The sequence below is a fragment of the Rhodomicrobium sp. genome (genome assembly GCF_047605405.1).
Taxonomy (GTDB): Bacteria; Pseudomonadota; Alphaproteobacteria; order Rhizobiales; family Rhodomicrobiaceae; genus Rhodomicrobium; species Rhodomicrobium lacus.
This window is the reverse complement of the sequence record NZ_JASGFR010000001.1, coordinates 1-17,610: the sequence shown is the minus strand read 5'-3', so window position 1 is coordinate 17,610 and position 17,610 is coordinate 1. Positions and strand designations below refer to the sequence as shown.

At 63.6% G+C, this 17,610-nt stretch carries 19 protein-coding genes; 11 read left to right on the top strand and 8 right to left on the bottom strand.

The features are described from left to right. Positions 1-28 precede the first annotated feature (28 nt). The 7 genes from QM659_RS00095 to ubiE all read right to left on the bottom strand — a co-directional run bounded on the left by QM659_RS00095 (position 29) and on the right by ubiE (position 5,410). The gene (locus tag QM659_RS00095; RefSeq protein WP_415186919.1) at positions 29-1,360 is read right to left on the bottom strand and encodes a homoserine dehydrogenase; all 1,332 of its coding nucleotides are present in this window, start codon (positions 1,358-1,360) and stop codon (positions 29-31) included. A 229-nt stretch (positions 1,361-1,589) separates the two neighbouring features. After that, complete coding sequence (arsB, locus tag QM659_RS00090) at positions 1,590-2,672, bottom strand: ACR3 family arsenite efflux transporter (protein ID WP_415186918.1); 1,083 nt, start codon at positions 2,670-2,672, stop codon at positions 1,590-1,592. Then, positions 2,669-3,196 (bottom strand): arsenate reductase ArsC, encoded by a 528-nt coding sequence (locus tag QM659_RS00085; protein WP_415186917.1) that lies wholly within the window; start codon positions 3,194-3,196, stop codon positions 2,669-2,671. The genes arsB and QM659_RS00085 overlap by 4 nt, the downstream gene beginning before the upstream one ends. Before the next feature lie 17 nt (positions 3,197-3,213). Continuing rightward, positions 3,214-4,044, bottom strand: a complete 831-nt coding sequence (locus tag QM659_RS00080; RefSeq protein ID WP_303484818.1) for an arsenite methyltransferase — start codon at positions 4,042-4,044, stop codon at positions 3,214-3,216. Continuing rightward, positions 4,041-4,397 (bottom strand): ArsR/SmtB family transcription factor, encoded by a 357-nt coding sequence (locus QM659_RS00075; protein WP_415186916.1) that lies wholly within the window; start codon positions 4,395-4,397, stop codon positions 4,041-4,043. Before QM659_RS00075 ends, QM659_RS00080 begins: the two co-directional genes overlap by 4 nt. An 87-nt stretch (positions 4,398-4,484) precedes the next feature. Beyond that, complete coding sequence (locus tag QM659_RS00070; RefSeq protein ID WP_415186915.1) at positions 4,485-4,667, bottom strand: hypothetical protein; 183 nt, start codon at positions 4,665-4,667, stop codon at positions 4,485-4,487. Between the two features lie 11 nt (positions 4,668-4,678). Next, positions 4,679-5,410 carry a bifunctional demethylmenaquinone methyltransferase/2-methoxy-6-polyprenyl-1,4-benzoquinol methylase UbiE gene (gene ubiE / locus QM659_RS00065; protein ID WP_303484814.1) on the bottom strand — a complete coding sequence of 244 codons (732 nt, stop codon included), beginning with the start codon at positions 5,408-5,410 and terminating at the stop codon, positions 4,679-4,681. A 188-nt stretch (positions 5,411-5,598) separates the two neighbouring features. Between ubiE and QM659_RS00060 the strand changes: the two genes are divergently transcribed. The 6 genes from QM659_RS00060 to QM659_RS00035 all read left to right on the top strand — a co-directional run bounded on the left by QM659_RS00060 (position 5,599) and on the right by QM659_RS00035 (position 11,451). Further along, positions 5,599-6,762, top strand: coding sequence for an NAD(P)/FAD-dependent oxidoreductase (locus QM659_RS00060; RefSeq protein ID WP_415186914.1), 1,164 nt, complete (start codon positions 5,599-5,601; stop codon positions 6,760-6,762). A 102-nt stretch (positions 6,763-6,864) separates the two neighbouring features. Then, a complete protein-coding gene (locus QM659_RS00055; protein WP_303484808.1) occupies positions 6,865-7,296 on the top strand; it encodes an HPP family protein in 432 nt (143 codons plus the stop codon). Positions 7,297-7,359: 63 nt separating this feature from the next. Continuing rightward, entirely contained in the window at positions 7,360-8,904 is a 1,545-nt protein-coding gene (gene proS, locus QM659_RS00050; RefSeq protein WP_415186913.1) for a proline--tRNA ligase, read from the top strand. A gap of 216 nt (positions 8,905-9,120) precedes the next feature. Then, positions 9,121-10,053: a methionyl-tRNA formyltransferase gene (fmt, locus tag QM659_RS00045; protein WP_415186912.1), complete on the top strand. Its 933-nt coding sequence runs from the start codon at positions 9,121-9,123 to the stop codon at positions 10,051-10,053. 203 nt (positions 10,054-10,256) lie between these two features. Further along, a complete protein-coding gene (locus QM659_RS00040) occupies positions 10,257-11,021 on the top strand; it encodes a DUF1223 domain-containing protein (protein WP_415186911.1) in 765 nt (254 codons plus the stop codon). Between the two features lie 7 nt (positions 11,022-11,028). Next, the gene (locus QM659_RS00035; protein ID WP_415186910.1) at positions 11,029-11,451 is read left to right on the top strand and encodes an EVE domain-containing protein; all 423 of its coding nucleotides are present in this window, start codon (positions 11,029-11,031) and stop codon (positions 11,449-11,451) included. A 52-nt stretch (positions 11,452-11,503) separates the two neighbouring features. Here QM659_RS00035 and QM659_RS00030 read toward each other — a convergent pair whose 3' ends face one another. Continuing rightward, positions 11,504-11,944, bottom strand: coding sequence for a hypothetical protein (locus tag QM659_RS00030; protein WP_415186909.1), 441 nt, complete (start codon positions 11,942-11,944; stop codon positions 11,504-11,506). 259 nt (positions 11,945-12,203) lie between these two features. On the opposite strand from QM659_RS00030, the gene QM659_RS00025 reads away from it, so the two are divergent. From QM659_RS00025 to folD, 5 genes are all read left to right on the top strand, one after another. Next, on the top strand, positions 12,204-13,577 hold the full coding sequence (locus QM659_RS00025; protein ID WP_415186908.1) for a (Fe-S)-binding protein: 1,374 nt from the start codon (positions 12,204-12,206) through the stop codon (positions 13,575-13,577). Positions 13,578-14,230: 653 nt separating this feature from the next. Next, positions 14,231-15,517: a porin gene (locus tag QM659_RS00020; protein ID WP_415186907.1), complete on the top strand. Its 1,287-nt coding sequence runs from the start codon at positions 14,231-14,233 to the stop codon at positions 15,515-15,517. A gap of 442 nt (positions 15,518-15,959) precedes the next feature. Next, complete coding sequence (locus QM659_RS00015) at positions 15,960-16,241, top strand: YggT family protein (RefSeq protein WP_127077735.1); 282 nt, start codon at positions 15,960-15,962, stop codon at positions 16,239-16,241. A 19-nt stretch (positions 16,242-16,260) separates the two neighbouring features. Next, positions 16,261-16,578: a DUF167 domain-containing protein gene (locus QM659_RS00010; protein WP_415186906.1), complete on the top strand. Its 318-nt coding sequence runs from the start codon at positions 16,261-16,263 to the stop codon at positions 16,576-16,578. Positions 16,579-16,747: 169 nt separating this feature from the next. After that, a partial coding sequence (folD, locus tag QM659_RS00005) for a bifunctional methylenetetrahydrofolate dehydrogenase/methenyltetrahydrofolate cyclohydrolase FolD (protein ID WP_415186905.1) occupies positions 16,748-17,610 on the top strand: 863 nt, incomplete at its 3' end.

The window sequence follows — 17,610 nt, the reverse complement described above, 5'->3', positions numbered from 1 at the left end:
GAAACTCAGGTGGCTAAAGCTGTAGCACTTAAAGTGCCTCGATCCGTATCGTTTGGGGCACGCCGGACACATGCCCATCCTCGACGATAGCGTCGAGCGCCGCGCGAAGACGTTCCTCGCGCGTGCGATGCGTGATGAGGACGACAGGCGTAGATTCCGCTCCGTTACCCGGTCGCCGGAAACCGGGCAGATCGGTCGGCGCGCGCCTCTGAACGATGCTTTCGAGCGAGATATCCTGTTCGGCCATGCGCGTGGCAATGGCGGCGATGGCGCCGGGGCGGTCGTAGACGGAGAGGCGAATGTAGAAGCCGCCCTCATGCGACGACATGCCCGGCCGCGTCTGGGGGCGAAGCCTCGCAACGGGCAGGATGAAGGGGGGGCTGATATGGTTGCGGGCGATGTCGATGATATCCCCCGCCACAGACGACGCGGTCGCGCGCGCGCCGGCGCCCGGCCCGGCGAGGATGATCAGCCCAGCGTAATCGCCCTCGACGGCCACGGAATTCAGCGCTCCGTCGACGCGGGCAAGAGCGCTTGTCTTCGGGATCATGGTTGGCGAGACACGCGCCTCGATGCCGTCCTCTGTCTGGATGGCGACGGCGAGCAACTTGATCCGGTAGCCGAGTTCCTCGGCGGCGTCGAAATCGAACGGTTCGATGCGGCGGATGCCTTCGAGGTGAATCGAGCCAAAGTCCGGGCGGACGCCGAAGGCGAGCGCCGCGAGAAGCGCGAGCTTGTGGCCCGCATCCTGTCCGTCGATGTCGAAACTCGGGTCTGCTTCCGCATAGCCGAGCGCCTGCGCCTCGGCCAGCACCTCCGCGAAGGGCAGCTTCTCGCGCTGCATACGGGTCAGGATATAGTTGCTCGTGCCGTTCAGAATGCCGTAGACGCGACTTATGGAATTGCCGAGCAGGCTCTCGCGCAGCCCCTTCACGATGGGAATGCCGCCCGCGATGGCCGCCTCGAAATTGAGCGCGAGGTTCTTCTTCTCGGCAAGCCCGGCGAGATAGACGCCGTGGCGCGCGAGAAGCGCCTTGTTCGCGGTCACGACATGCTTGCCCGCTTCGAGCGCGGCTTCCACGCTTTGAAGCGCGGGGCCTTCCTCGCCGCCGATCAACTCCACGAATACGTCGATGGCGTCGCTTTTTGCGAGATCTGCGGCATTCGCGAACCACGCAATGCCCGTGAGGTCCACGCCGCGATCCTTGCCGGGGTTGCGTGCCGACACCCCAGCGACCTCGATGCTGCGCCCCGAGCGTTCGGCGATGGCCGCGCCGTTTTCGTGCAGCAGGGACACCAGTCCCGCGCCCACCGTGCCGAGACCGGCGATGCCCAATCGAAGCGGGGGAAGATCAGTCATGTCTCGTCGATCCTTATCGCGCGTCCCCTGGAGCCTTGGCGGCAAGCGCAGTCACCCTGCGCGGCTACAGGCTGACGCACACCAAATCACATCATTATCGGTATCTCTCGGGCGATGCAATTAGGGAGCGTCTGCGTGACAGCGACCGGCTGCCTCGGAACGCGGGGTTCATCAGCCATCGACGAGGCAGACTTTTCCCGGCCGTCTCCGGTATGGATGTGACATGCGCCTAAGCGCGAGCCCCGCCGCGCTCGTACCAGCCGCGCGACGACCTGACGAGGCGCACCACGGACAGCATCACCGGCACCTCCACCAGCACGCCGACCACGGTTGCCAGCGCCGCGCCGGACTGGAACCCGAACAGCACGATTGCTGTCGCCACGGCCAGCTCGAAGAAGTTGCTCGCGCCGATGAGCGCGGACGGCCCCGCCACGCACCACGCCACGCCGAAACGCCGGTTCAGCCAGTAGGCCAGCCCCGCATTGAAATAGACCTGGATGACGATCGGCACCGCAAGCAGCGCGATAATGAAAGGCTGCCGCACGATCTGCTCGCCCTGAAGACCAAACAGCAGCACGAGCGTCAGCAGCAGGGCGGCCAGCGAAAACGGCCCAAGCGCCTTCAGCGTGCGATCGAGCGCCGCCCGTCCTCCGACGCGCAGCGTCGCCGCGCGCCAGGTTTGCGCGATCAGCACCGGAATGATGATGTAAAGCAGCACCGAAAGCAGCAGCGTTTCCCACGGCACCATGATCGCGGACAACCCGAGCAACAGCCCGACGAGGGGCGCGAAGGCGATCACCATGATTGCGTCGTTCAGAGCCACCTGACTGAGCGTGAAATGCGGCTCGCCATCGACGAGGTTCGACCACACGAACACCATGGCGGTGCAAGGCGCGGCCGCGAGCAGGATGAGCCCCGCAATGTAACTGTCGATTTGGTCAGCGGGCAGAAGCGGACGGAAGAGGTAGCCGATGAACAGCCAGCCGAGCAGCGCCATCGAGAACGGCTTGACGAGCCAGTTCACCCCGACCGTCGTGGCGATGCCGCGCCAGTGCGCGCCGACTTCGCGCAGCGCCGCCGGGTCGATCTTAAGCAGCATCGGGATGATCATCACCCACACGAGCACCGCCACCGGAAGGTTGATCTCCGCCATCGTGGCCGCGCCGATGGTCTGAAACAGCGACGGCGCGAAGTGTCCCGCCGCAATACCGACGACGATGCAGAGCGCGACCCACAGAGTGAGCCAGCGCTCGAAGATGCCGAGCGCGGCGGGCGCTTCGGCTGTGGCGAGTTTCACGGACGCTTCGCTCATTCGCTGCGGTCCGCCTTCGCCGTTGCGCCTTCCATGCGGCCGATGTCCCGCAACGTGTCGGAAAGGGCGAGCTTGCTGACGGTGCGAAGCGGCAGGGCGGTGAAGACCTGGATGCGATTGCGCAGGTAACGGAACGCATCATTGAAGGCGCGCTGCTTCTCGATGTCGGTGCCTTCGACGGCCGCCGGGTCTTCGATGCCCCAGTGCGCGGTCATCGGCTGCCCCGGCCAGAAGGGACAGGTTTCGCCTGCCGCGTTGTCGCAGACGGTGAAAACGAAATCCATCTTCGGCGCATCGGCGGCGGCGAACTCGTCCCAGCTTTTCGAGCGGAAGCCGTCGGCGGGGTAGTCGTATGCCGCCAGCGTCTTCAGCGCATACGGGTTGACGACGCCTTTCGGCTGGCTGCCCGCCGAGAAGGCGTTGAAGCGGCCCGCGCCGTCCTTGCGCAGGATGCCTTCCGCGAGGATCGAGCGCGCCGTGTTGCCCGTGCAGAGAAACAGGACATTGTAAACGGGATCGGTCATCTCTTCTCTCTCCTGCCTTACGCGCAGCAGCACGATTTCTTGGGTTTCACCGCGCGCACGAAGGCGCTCATGAGCTTGCCGTCGAGTTGCCCGGCAATCGCGTCCACATCGATGCCCTTGCCGCTCAGGAACTCGCGCGCGTCCTCGCCGCGATAAAGGCGCGTCGGCTCGATGCCGATGGCCTCGAAGCCGGCGGCGGCGAGCTTCTGCGCGTATTCGCCTTCTTCCAGCGCGCCCGCGATGCAGCCCGCCCAGGCGAGCACGTTCCTGCGGATGTCGTCCGGGATTTCGCCGCGCGTGACGATGTCGGACACGGCGAAGCGCCCGCCCGGCTTCAGCACGCGAAACGCCTCGCGCAGCACGCGGTCCTTGTCGCCCGAGAGGTTGATGACGCAGTTCGAAATGATGACGTCCACCGAATTGTCGGGCAGCGGGATGGCTTCGATCTCGCCTTTCAGGAACTCGACGTTCTCGACGCCCGCTTGCCGCTGGTTCTCGCGGGCGAGCGCCAGCATGTCGTCGGTCATGTCGAGGCCGTAAGCCTTGCCGGTGGGTCCGACGCGCCGCGCGGAAAGCAACACGTCGATGCCGCCGCCTGAGCCCAGGTCGAGCACGGTTTCGCCCGGCGCGAGCTGCGCCAGCGCCGTGGGATTGCCGCAGCCGAGCGAAGCCAGCACCGCCGCTTCGGGTAGCATCCCCTTCTCGGACACGTCGTAGAGGTTCGACGTGATCGGGGCGGAACCTTCGAGCGCCGCATTGCCGCCGCAACACGACCGCCCCTCGCTCACGCGCCTTGCCGCTTCGCCGTAACGGTCGCGCACGGCTTCCTTCACATCGGTGTCGCTCATGGTGTGTGCTCCTGACAGCAGGTGACTTCTTCCGGGCTGATGGCGCGGTTGCGCGTGCAGCATTCTGCAAAGAGGAAGGCGAGAATGTCCTGCAGCGCCTGCGTATTCGCCGTGTAGCGAAGGAACGTGCTTTCGCGGCGGACCTTCACGAGGCCCTCGTTCTTCAGCTTTTCGAGATGGTGGGAGAGCGTCGAGGACGGAATGCCGAGTTCCGAGCCGATTTCGCCGACGACGAGGCCATAAGGGTGCGCGGACAAAAGAAGGCGCACGATGCGAAGCCGCGTCTCGGTGCCGAGCGCTGCCATCATGTCGGCATAGCGCGCGATCTGTTCGTCCTGCGTAGTGTCAGCCATTGTCGCCCTCAATTCCTGTATTTCTATAAATACAGAAATATGGAAATGCAAGGGTTTTCGGGCGAGCGGACAGCGCTCGCGCGGCGTTCAGAACAGAATCGGGACGACCAGCACGGTATTCGGCTGCGCGACGGCCTTCACGCGGCGTTCGGGCTGCAAACAGGATAGCGTCAGGCGGCGCGGCGCGGGCACGGCGAGGCGCGGGTCGCGCCACAGAAGACCGGCTACCTGACCTAAAACGTCCCGCCTGAACGGCGGGACGGGCCTCACGTCATGTTTGATCAGAGCTTCAGGCCGGAATGAATGGCCGCGATACCGCCCGACAGGTTGCGATATTGCACGCGGCTGAAGCCTGCCTTTTCGATCATGCCGGCGAACTTCTTCTGGTCCGGGAAGGCGCGGATGCTGTCCACAAGGTAGCGATAGGGCTCGGCGTCGCCCGCCACCACGCGGCCGAGCGGCGGCACCACGGCATCGGAATAGACCTCGTAGACCTTGTCGAACAAGGGCACCTGCACGCGCGAAAATTCGAGGCAGAGGAAGCGCCCGCCCGGCTTCAGCACGCGGAAAGCCTCGTTCAGCGCGTTCTGCTTGTTGTCCACGTTCCGGATGCCGAAGGAGATCGTGTAGAAGTCGGACGTGTTGTCGCGATAGGGCAGGCTCTCGGCGTTCGCCTGCACGAACGACACCTTGCCCGCAAACTCGGGATGCTTGTCGCGGCCCGCGTCCATCATCGAATGGTTGATGTCGGTGATGATCGAACGCGATCCGGGACCGGCCGCCTTGAGGAACCGCTTCGTGATGTCGCCGGTGCCTCCCGCGACGTCGATCAAGAGCGACGCGCTCGACTTCGACGGAGCGAGCCAGTTGATCGCCGCATCCTTCCAGATGCGGTGCACGCCGCCCGACATCAGATCGTTCATCAGGTCGTAGCGTGTGGCGACGCGGTCAAAGACGGTATTGACGAACCCCTGAAAGCCGAGGTTCTGGATTTTGTGATCGTAAGCAGTCATTCCGTTCGCTCCGGGGGCGAGTGAGAAAATTTGATGCGATATGTGGCGCACGGGCGGCACAATGTAAACGCGTCATTATGCTTGAAGGCATTAACCGCGAGCAGAGTGTTGCAGTGCAATAGGACTGTACAACCGCCACATTTCTCGGAGAGGATAGTTTGTTTGCATCCTAGAGAAAATTTTAAGCCATGGTACGCACTCCCCATCCCTATGATCTCGTCATTGCCGGTGCAAGCTTCGCAGGCTTGGTAGCCGCCAAGACGGCGGCCATCCGCGGGCTGAAAGTGGCCGTGCTCGAACCGAAGGCAGCAGCCGGCCAGCATGTGTCTTCGACGGGCATCCTGACCAAGGAAGCGGCGCAGGAAATCGACCTCCCCTACACCCTGACGCGGCGCGTTTACGGCGTGCGGCTTTACGCTCCCAACCTCCGCCACGTCGATCTGTTCGCGCCGGACAGCTTCTTTGTGACAACGGATACCGGGCGCGTCCTCGGCTGGCTCGCGCAGGAAGCGCAGCGGGCGGGGGCGCAAATCCTCTGGCGTACCCCGTTTCAGGGCGCGGAGCGCAAGGACGGCGTATTCGTTTTCAAGGGCGTCAACATCTCCGCACGGCACATCATCGGCGCGGATGGCGCGCAGTCGGCCGTGGCGCGAGCCTTCGGGCTTGGGCTGAACGAGCGCTTCATGCTCGCCACCGAGCACGAATATGACGGGTTGAATGCAGACCCGCGCTTTCTGCACTGCTTCCTCGATTCGCGGCTTGCGCCGGGGCATATCGCCTGGGTTGCGCCCGGCCCCTCGCTTTTTCATGCGGGGCTTGCCGCCCGACCGGGGCGCCGCCCGCGTCTGGCCGCCTTCCTCGCCAAGACCGCGCCGATCTTCGGTTTCGAGGATGCAAGTCTCGTGGAACGGCGGACAGGGCGCATTCCGTGCGGCGGCGTGGTTCGTCCGTTCGCCACCGACGGCGTGACGCTGATCGGCGACGCGGCGGGCATGGCTTCGCCGACAACCGGCGGCGGCGTCGGCTTCGCCTTCCAGTACGGGCGGCGCGCGGCGCAAGTCGTGGCCGATCACCTCCTGCATCTCGGGCCATCGCCGGAGGTGGCGCTCGCGAAGGAATTGCCGCGCTTCGGCCTCAGCCACCTGACGCGGCTCGCGCTCAACCTCGCACCGCCGAACGCTCTCCTGTCGGCCGCGCTCGGCACCGCCCCCATGCGCAGGTTCGCGCAACACGTCTATTTCCGCGAACGCGGCGGCAAGGGCATCAGCTTCGCCGACTTCCAGGCAAGGCTCAACGGACTCGAAAGGCCGCCGTTTACCGCCAACGGCGTCGCTCCGCGAAATATCCCGTAGACCTGGGAAGGCGTGTGTTTTACGAAATGTCGAACGGCGCGATGACCCCGCGCCGGATGACGAGATTTCCGAACCGCCTTTTGAGAGACACGGAGACTTTCCATGCCGATGCATCGCTTTCTTGAGTGGCATGCCAGTCAGTTCATGACGAAGGACGTCGAATCCGTTCCTTCGTCGCTGACACTCCGCGAACTCGGCGCGCTGTTCGATCATAACGACTACAATTCATTTCCGGTCGTCGACGACGACGTGCTCGTCGGTCTCGTCACGAAGCTCGACTTCCTGAAGGCGTTCATCTTCGACACCAGCCACCTCATGCCGCATTACGGAGAGGTGATGTCCAAGACGGTGGCCGAAGTGATGATGAAGGACATCGTTCATGTCGAGCCGGAAACGCCACTGACCAAGGTGCTGGAACTCATGGTGAAGCTTCGCACGCGCGGCTTCCCCGTGCTCGACGAGGGCAAGCTTGTCGGCTTCATCTCTCGCACCGACCTCACACACGCGCTGACGCTCGCAACCCGCGACGAGTAAGCCGCCTTCACACACCGGACATTCGGGCGGCCGCAGGCGCCGCCCCAGGAACAGGTTTTCGCCATGTCGCAGCACGCCCTTTCCGTAACGCGCGAACAGAATTTTCCCGAGTGGTATCAGGCCGTTGTCCGCGATGCGGATCTTGCGGAAATCTCCCCCGTGCGCGGCTGCATGATCATCAAGCCGTGGGGTTACGGCATCTGGGAGCGGGTGCAGAAGGGGCTCGACGAGCGCATCAAGGAGACCGGGCACGAAAACTGCTATTTCCCGATCTTCATCCCGATGAGTTTCATCGCCAAGGAAGCGGAGCATGTGGAAGGCTTCGCGAAGGAAATGGCGGTCGTCACCCATCACCGCCTCAAGAACATCGATGGCAAGCTCGTACCCGATCCCGAAGCCGAGCTTCAGGAACCGCTGATCGTGCGCCCGACGTCGGAAACGATCATCGGCGACGCCTTCCAGCGCTGGGTCAAGAGCTACCGCGACCTGCCCATCCTCATCAACCAGTGGGCGAACGTGGTCCGTTGGGAAATGCGCACGCGCATGTTTCTGCGCACGGCGGAGTTTCTCTGGCAGGAGGGCCACACCGCGCATGCCGACAAGGCCGACGCCATGGCCGAGACGCTCCGCATGCTGGAAGTCTACCGCAGCTTCGCCGAGGATGTGCTGGCGATGCCGGTCGTAGCGGGCGAAAAGCCCGAGAACGAGCGCTTCCCCGGCGCTGAAAACACCTATTCGATCGAAGCCATGATGCAGGACGGGAAGGCCCTTCAGGCCGGAACCTCGCATTACCTCGGAACGCATTTCGCGCAGGCGCAAAACATCCGCTTCCAGAACGAGGCGGGCGAACTCGCTCTCTGCCATACAACGAGTTGGGGCGTGTCCACGCGGCTCATCGGCGGCGTGATCATGACGCACGGCGACGACGACGGCTTGCGCCTTCCGCCCGCCATCGCGCCGAAACAGATCGTCATCGTGCCGATGCTGCGCGACAAGCCGGAAGACGCGGCCGTGGTCGAATTCTGTACGGGCCTCGCGGCGGAGCTTAACGCGAAGACGGCATTCGGTGAGCCGATCCGCGCGCATATCGACAGCCGCAAGATCAAATCGGCCGACAAGCGCTGGGACTGGGTGCGCCGCGGCGCGCCGCTCATCCTCGAAATCGGCCCGCGCGACGCGAGCGGCGGCAACGTCACGTTCACGCGCCGCGATGCCTTGCGCGATGGCCCCAAGGTGAAATCGCATGCGCTGCCCCGCGCGGAGTTCGTCGCCGGGGTCGAGGCTCTGCTTCGCGAGATCCAGAACGCCCTATACACCGACGCGAAGAAGCGGCTCGACGCGAACATCCGCTCCGACATCAAGAGCTTCGACGAACTGGCCACGTATTTCGGCCCGGCCGAAGAGGACGAGGGCGGCGCGTTCAAGGGCTGGGTGCGCGTATCGTGGTCGCGTCCCACCGGCCCCGCGCTCGAACAGATCGCCGACAAGCTCAAGGCGCTGAAGCTCACCATTCGCAACACGCCGCTCGACGGGAAAACTACGGACGCGACTTGCTTCTTCACCGGCGGCGCGGCAGTGGAAGACATCATCATCTCTCGGGCTTATTGACCAACTTCTGGAACCGCGCGACGGGTGCCGAAACTGCGGGTTTGTTCGGAACAGCTCGCTTGAAATGTCGGTGTTCCCCGTTTTGCGCGACGTCCGCGCGCTTACGGCTTGCAAAATCAACCCCCGCGCGCTTTAACAACCCTCTCACGGATCGTTACGAGCGCGTAAAACCGCGCTCGCGATCAGCCGAAAAAGCATTCAGGAGACGCCGATCCAATGGTTCTGCGCGTCGTGTTCATGGGGACACCGGACTTTTCCGTTCCCACCCTTAGCGAAATCGTCGCCGCCGGACATGATGTCGTCGGCGTTTATACGCAGCCGCCGAGACCCGCCGGGCGCGGCATGGAGCCGAAAAAATCGCCCGTCCATGCCTTCGCCGAAGAAGCGGGTTTGCATGTCCTCACGCCGAAATCGCTGAAAAAGCCCGAGGCGCAAGCGGAGTTCGCGGCGCTCGGCGCGGACGTGGCCGTGGTCGTCGCCTATGGGCTGATCCTGCCGAAGCCGGTGCTCGCCGCTCCGCCGCTTGGCTGTCTCAACCTGCACGCCTCTCTTTTGCCGCGATGGCGCGGCGCCGCGCCCATTCAGCGCGCGATCATCGCGGGCGATGCCGAAACCGGCGTGATGGTGATGAAAATGGAGGAGGGCCTCGACACCGGCCCTATCGCGCTCGCGGACCGGATTTCCATCGGCGCCGACGCCACTGCGGGCGAAATCCACGATCACCTTTCGCTCATGGGCGCGCCGCTGATGCTGACGGCGCTCGACCGGCTTCCGCGCGGGGAACTCGCCTTCACGCCACAATCCGAGGAAGGCGTGACGTACGCCGCCAAGATCTCGAAGGACGAAACGCGGATCGACTGGTCGCGTCCGGGGCCCGAAGTGCACGACAAGATCCGCGGACTCTCTCCATATCCCGGCGCCTGGTTCGAGGCGCTGCTTGGAGGCAAATGCGAGCGCGTCAAGGTGCTGCGTTCGGTGCTGGTGCCCGGCAAGGGCGATCCGGGACAGCTTCTCGACGGGCATCTGACGGTCGCATGCGGCTCGCAGGCCGTGCGGCTCACAAGGGTGCAGCGCGCGGGCAAGCGTGCTGTAGGCGGCGACGAGTTCCTGCGCGGCTTCCCCCTCGGCAAGGGCACACAATTCGAGTAACGACGTGCCCAAAGGCGCGTCGAAGCAGCCCGATTGCGAAGAAAATCTCATAATTTCAGAAACTTGCCGCATGCCATCTCATTCACGGCATAGCTTTCGCAGTTTGCATCGCCGAAACGTGAAGAAAAACAGGGAGTCGTGACTGGCAGTTGAAGGTCTTCCTGCGCAAGGTAGAAAGCGGACCATCGATTTCGGAGGCTCTCTTGACGCGCTTAGCATCGGTTGGCCAGCTTTTCCTCACTGGCGCTCTCGCCATTATGTGCGCGGTAAGCGCGACGCTTGCAGCTTCGCCGAGCGAGAAGACATCCGTTGTGGAATTGTTCTCGAGTCAAGGCTGCTCCCGCTGCCCGCCCGCGCACAGGATACTGCAACAGCTTTCGCGTCGGCCCGGCATCGTGGTGCTGAGTTTCCCGGTCAATTACTGGGACTATCTCGGCTGGAAAGACACGCTGGCACGCCCCGAATATGGCGAACGCCAGCGCGATTATGCAGCTCTTCTCACCAGGGGCGAGGTTTTCACGCCGCTGGCCGTCGTGAACGGCATGCGCAATTGCGTCGGCAGCAACCTCAGCGAGATCGACGCGGCGATCAAGTCCACATCGGCCACGCTCGCGAGCCAGTCCGTGTCTCTCTCCGTCCGCCAGGAAGATGGAAATCTCTTTATAGAGGTCGGCGAAAGCGCCACTCCCTCGCGCCATCGCAGCGGCAAGCTCTGGGTCGCAACCGTGCTCCGCTCGCGGTCGGAGAAAATCGGCGCGGGCGATAATGCCGGACAAATGGTTGCTTATACAAACGTCGTGCGCCGCTTGACGGATGCCGGAGACTGGCTGGGCGCGCCCACTTCCTATTCGCTGCCGGTAGACGCGCTGTCGAAAGACGGCGACATGCTCGTCGTGTTCTTGCAGACGGGAAAACTCGGTCCCATACTTGCCGCAACATTGGTGGACATGGGCTTCAACGGAAACTGACGGCGCAATGGCGTACTGGCTTTTCAAGACGGAACCGGGGACATTTTCCTGGGACGATCAACTCAAGGCCGGGGCCAAGGGCGAGGAGTGGAGCGGCGTCCGCAACGCGCTCGCGCAGAAACACATGCGGGCGATGAAAAAGGACGACCTCGGCTTCTTCTATCACTCCGTGCATGAAAAGCGCATTGTCGGCGTGGTCCGCGTCCTGAACGAAATTCACCCGGATTCGACAGATCCGACCGGACGGTGGAATTGCGTGGACGTCGTTGCGGTCGCGCCTTTTCCCCAGCCCGTCACGCTTGCCGAAATCAAGAGCGAACCGCAGCTCTCCGATATGGCGCTGGTGAAATACTCTCGGCTGTCCGTTCAGCCCGTCAAGCCCGAAGAATGGGACATCGTCTGCCGCATGGGGGGCTACAAGCCTGCGTGATGACGCCGACAGGAACGGCGACCGGCACTGTCTTATAAATTACTGAATTATCTTATAAAAATGAATAGACAAGATAGCCTGCCACCGCGAGCAGGATGATCGCCAGAAGATAAAGAAATGGGGCGGCTGCGGACGAAAGCCGCTCGTCGAGGATCAGATCGGGAGCACCGGGCGGCGGCGGCTCATGCGAAGCTGCTGGCTGCGCAGCCGGTGCCTCCTGACGAGCCTCCGCGGCATCCGCCAACGAAGTCTCGTGATGAGCGGGCTGGCCATCGGGCGGCGGAATTTCGCTTTCCACTGCACGCGCATCGTCGCCGCGAGCGGTCTCGGCCTCAGCAACGTCATCCGGGTTCGGCGACGCGAGGGCGGCATCTTCTATCGCGGCCGCCAAAGGCCGGTCCTCCTGCCCGCTCGCAACGCCAGCGGCTGGATCGGCGGCAATCTCTTCGCTCTGAGAGTTCGCATCGACTTTGGTGGTTTCGTTGCCTCCCATCGCTCTCTCCTTCTCAGGCTTACCGCCTGTCAAAGCGCTGACGCCTCCCCGGCGGACCGAGCCGGAAAAGCGGATCGAAGACTATTCTCTAACCTCTTTCTTTGGGCCGAACCTTGCAGCACATTATAAATGGGTTTCACGCGCCGGAAAAGATATGAGATAGGCCCCGCGCTTCGTCGCCGCGCGTGAAGCGAAATCGGGCAATTTCCCTCCTGCATGGCCGCCTTCTTGCTTCTGCCCCCCTGACGGGAGCCTTTGTATGAAAACCTACCTCGACTGGTCGGCCTACGACACCTATGGCATCGGCGACGCCTACTCGGGCATTCCCGCCACCGGCGGCAATTACGCGAAAGCCGTGGCGGTCTGCATGCACAGCCGCGACTGCCGCAAGAAAGGCAAGGGCCTCATGTGCCCGAGCTTCCGCGTCACAGACGACCCGGCGCATTCGCCGGAGGCCCGCGTCGCCGCCTTCAAGGCCGCGCTCAACGGGGAGTATGGCGCCGAGCCGTTCACGGACGCGCGGCTCGCCGAGGCAATGGACCTGTGCGTGTCCTGCAAGGGCTGCAAGAAGGAATGCCCGAGCGCGGTCGACATGACGCTCATCAAGACGGAATATCTTGCGCAGCGCAACGCCGTGCAGGGCGTGCCGCGGCGCACGTGGCTTTTCGCGAACCTGCCGCGCTGGACGACCTATCACCGCGGGCTCCTGCGCGCCGCCATCGGCTTTCGCAACCGCTCGAAGCTGGCGGCAAAGCTCGCCGAGCGCCTGTTCGGGATCGCCGCAAAGGCGCCGCTGCCGATGCCCGCGCGGCGGCAATACGAGCATCGAGTTGCGGAAACGCCCGCGCCGCGCGGCGATGTCTATCTCTTCGCCGATTGCTTTGCGACGCATTTCGAGCCGGAAATCGCGGCGGCGGCGACGCAAGTGCTGACCGCGTGCGGCTATCGCGTGCGCGTGCTTTCGCCCGCCCCCGACGATGCGGAAAGAGACCGCGCGCTCTGCTGCGGCCGCACCTACCTCACCCACGGGCTCGTAGACGAAGCGCGCCGCGAAGGCGCCCGCGTGCTCGCCGCGCTGCGCCCCGCCATCGAGACGAAAACGCCCGTGATCGGCATCGAACCGTCGTGCCTCCTGTCGCTGCGCGACGAGCTTTATTGCCTCGGCCTCGGCGCGGAAGTGGGCGCGGCAGGCAAGCAGCTCTTTCTGTTCGAGGAATTCCTGTCGCGCGAGATCCAGCGCAACGGCCTCGTGCTGCCGCTGAAGGATGGCGCATCGCAAAAGGTGTTGGTGCACGGGCACTGCCACCAGAAGGCGTTCGGCACAATGAAGGCGCTCAGGAAGACGCTCGGCGCAATTCCGGGACTGGAAGCCGAAATCGTGGAATCGAGCTGTTGCGGCATGGCGGGCAGCTTCGGCCTTGAAGCCGAGCATTACGAGGTTTCCCAATCCATGGCCGAGGCGTCGCTTTTGCCCGCGATGCGCGCGGCTCCCGCCGACACGCGGCTCGTCGCAAACGGCTTCTCGTGCCGCCACCAGATCGCGAACGGCACCGGCCGCAAGCCAGACCACATCGCGCTGGTTCTGCGGGACGCGCTCGACGAGACCGGAGCGCCTCCATACCGGAGAGCGTGAGACGCCCTCAATCGGCAATCAGGGCACTGAGGGACGCGCTCCACCCGGCGCAGGGGCGACTCAACTTCAGGTAGGCAAACGTCCGCCCGCGTGGCTAGAGCGCGGATTCTGACCGAACCCGCCCTCAAAACCATCAATGAGCAATATTCATCCCGGACATCGCCGGCTTTATCGCAATAATTTCCGCGTGAGCGCCAAAACGAGCCTGACTCGTTATCATTGTCCCCGCCGCCGGGCGCCCAATCGCGTCCGAAATCATCCGGCAACCGCCCCGATTCCCGAACTGCGCCGCGCTGGCGACGCCTGGGCCGCGCTCCCGGCTTAAAGAGGCGTACGGAGCACACCTGAACGGAAATATCGAAATTATGCTGTAATTTCCGTCACTTGACCCGGAATGACCCACCGTGGCCGATTTGCACCGGTCAGCCCAAGAACAGTTTGGATGGGTTCCAATGCAACCTGTGGTTGGTGTAGATTGTCAGCGTGCTCCACTAAAAAGGTGACGTGGGGTTCACCGATGGCAGCGCGCAGGGAAAGCAGATGCGTAGCGGCCAATGCAAACAAATTTGGCGCTGAGAAAAGGGAATATGGGCATGACTGGGGGAATCTTCAACAAGACGAGCGCCTTTGCGCTTGTCGCGGCTGCTGGCCTTATGATGGGCGGCCTCTCCTTCGCTACCACTTCTGCCAAGGCGGCTGACCTTGGCGCTGACGATCTCGAAGCGCGCGTCGCCGAGCTCGAAGCCACTACGGCTCGCAAGGGCAACCGCAAGGTTTCGCTGACGATCTCCGGTCAGGTCAACAAGGCTATCCTGGCGTGGGACGACGGCAAGAACAGCGATGCGTACATCGTTGACAACACGCAGTCTTCCTCGCGCATCAGCCTCAAGGGCTCGGGCACGATCTCGTCCGACCTGAAGGCCGGCTTCTATCAGGAATTCGAATACCGTGACGCCGCTTCCGGCACCGTCGCTTATGACAATTCCGCTGGCAAGAACTGGGATACGGACGGTTTTCGCACGCGCCAGAACAACGCCTGGATCGAAAGCAAGACGTTTGGTCGCGTGACCGTCGGTCTGCAGAACGTCGCGACGAAGGACATCACGTACGTGAACCTGGCTCCGACGATCGGTTCCGACTCGGATAACAACTACTTTGCCGGCTTCAAGGCCACCGACGGCAACAACCGCAGCAACCTGAACACCAGCGTGTTCTGGAACTCGCTGGACTCGAGCCGCGTCGAAGCCGTCCGCTACGACACGCCTTCGCTGTACGGCTTCATCGTTTCAGCTTCGTTCGCCGGTAACGACTTCTACGACGTCGCGCTGCGCTACCAGAAGGAGTTCAACTCCATCCGCGTCGCCGCCGGCATCGGTTATGCTTGGTCGGGCATCAATAGCGATAACAATGGCGCATCAACTCCCGCGACATCGAACAACCGCGTCGGGTTTGGCGTCGACAGCAGCCAGATCTTGGCTAACAGCACTGGCAAGAGCTCGAAAATCGAAGTGTTGAGCGGCTCGATTTCTGCTCAGCACGTTCCGACCGGCCTTTATGCTTCGTTCGCCGCAGGCTCGCGTGAAATCACGAACCCGGCGGTTGTCTCCGTTCAGGACGCCAGCTACTTCTACATTCAGGCCGGTATCTCGAAGCGCTTCCTCGACTACGGTGCGACGACGGTTTACGGCGAATACGGCCAGTATGACGACTACGCTGCGGGCGCGCTCTTCAAGGCTAACAATACAGGTGACGGAGTGCGGATCGGTTCCTCGACCGCCGAGCGTTACGGCGCTGGCGTGATCCAGGCCTTCGATGCGGCTGCTCTCGACGTCTATGCGATCTATCAGCACATCGATCTCGAAGCCAAGGACACGGGCGGTGTCGATCTCAAGCTGAACTCGACGGACGCGGTCATCAGCGGCCTGCGTCTGAAGTTCTAATCTGGTTTAAACCGGATTTCATGGAAAGGCCGCCTTCGGGCGGCCTTTTCTTTTTGCTCCGCCGCAGCGTCATTCGCCAGAGCCCCCGGGTCTTCCGGCGCGTCGGCGATGTCTGCGCCTGCCGCGCCGCCCGACGCAAGCCCCGGCGCACACCCGCCGCGCCAGCGCCTTCCCGCGCGCATCGCCGCACCGCAAGCGCATCCGCTTCAGCCAAAGCCCCTTGATGCGACCGTTCCAATCAAGCTAAACAAGCAACGTTGAGCCAGTGCTCAGGCGCGCACGTCTGTTTTCCCTCTCCCTACTCGCGAGCAAACGCATGCGCCTTGAGAGCACTGGCAATTTATTGAATCCTTTGCGGTTACGAATTTGACATTCGATAGGGTGCCCGCCGCACGGGTGAATCGAATGTCAAGTTCACCGCGCTGGCGGGGAGCACGGCCACATGCACGCATTTTTCGGTTTCATCGCGATGGTGATCTCGCTCTTCATCTGGGTGATCATCATCAGCGCCATCCTGAGCTGGCTCATCGCCTTCGACGTGGTGAACCGCCGCAATCGCGTGGTCTACACCATCGCGGACGGCCTCTATCGCCTGACCGAGCCGCTGCTTCGCCCGATCCGCAACGTGTTGCCCGATCTCGGCGGCCTCGACCTGTCGCCGGTGGTGCTGATCCTCGGCCTGATCTTCCTGCGCGATGTCGTCATCTTCGGGTGGATCCTTTAGCGCCGGTCCGTTGAGCGCGATGTCGCTTCCCGCGACGCCGAAGCCCGGCGGCGTGCTGCTTCACGTGCGGCTGACGCCGAAGGCGAGTTCGGCGCGCGTCGCGGGCGTCGAGGCGTTCGACGGCAAGCCCGTGTTGAAGGCTCATGTCACGACGCCGCCGGAAGACGGCAAGGCGAATGCCGCGCTCGTGGTGCTCATCGCGGGCTGGCTCGGCGTGCCGAAATCGACCGTTTCCATGGCGGCGGGGCAGAAATCGCGGCTGAAGACGGTGGCGGTTGCGGGCGATGCCGATGACCTGCTCGCGAAAATTGCCCTGTCTCTCGACAAGACGGGCTGAATCATCGCGCCGGAGGGTGTATGCGTTTCTTATGGCCCGATGCGGCGAAAGCATCGCCCCGAAAAGTGGTGCGCGGTTTTCGGACAAGGCGATGCGTCGAAAGCATCGCCCCGGAAAATTCACGCGGTTTTCGGCTGAGGCGGTGCGGTAAGGAAAGAAGGTGAGCGCGATGGCTGAAGCGAAGATACTGGACGGCGTCGCCATGGCGGCGGAAATCAAGGCCGAGGCGGCAAAGCTCGCGGCGGCGTTCGCGGAGAAGACCGGGCGCGCGCCGGGGCTCGCGGTGGTGCTGGTCGGCGAGAACCCGGCGAGCCAGGTCTACGTGCGCTCGAAGCTGAAGCTCGCGCGCGAACTCGGCTTCCATTCCGTGGAAGAGCGCCCCGCCGCCGATATCGACCGCGCGGGGCTGCTGGCGCTGATCGCGCGGCTCAATGCCGATCCGGCGGTCGACGGCATTCTCGTGCAGCTTCCGCTGCCCTCGCATCTCGACGCGGACGACGCCATCGCCGCCATCGCGCCCGAGAAGGACGTCGACGGCTTCCATGTGGTGAACGCGGGCAAGCTGTTCGCGGGGCTGCCCGGTTTCGTGCCGTGTACGCCGCTCGGCTGCCTGAAGCTCATCAAGAGCGTTCACCCGAACCTCGCGGGCGCGAACGCGGTCGTCGTGGGCCGCTCGAACATCGTCGGCAAGCCGATGGCGCATCTCCTGTTGCAGGAAAACTGCACCGTCACCATCGCGCACTCGAAGACGCGCGATCTGCCCGACGTCGTCGCGGGCGCGGATGTGCTCGTCGCCGCCGTGGGGCGCCCGAGCATGATTCCGGGCAAGTGGATCAAGCCGGGCGCGATCGTGGTGGATGTCGGCATCAACCGCGTGCCGGCGCTCGACGGCAAGTCGAAGCTCGTCGGCGACGTGGATTTCGAGAGCGCGAAGCATGTCGCGGGCGCGATCACGCCGGTGCCGGGCGGCGTCGGGCCGATGACGGTGGCCTATCTGATGGTCAACACCTGCCGCGCCGCTTATCTGCGCGC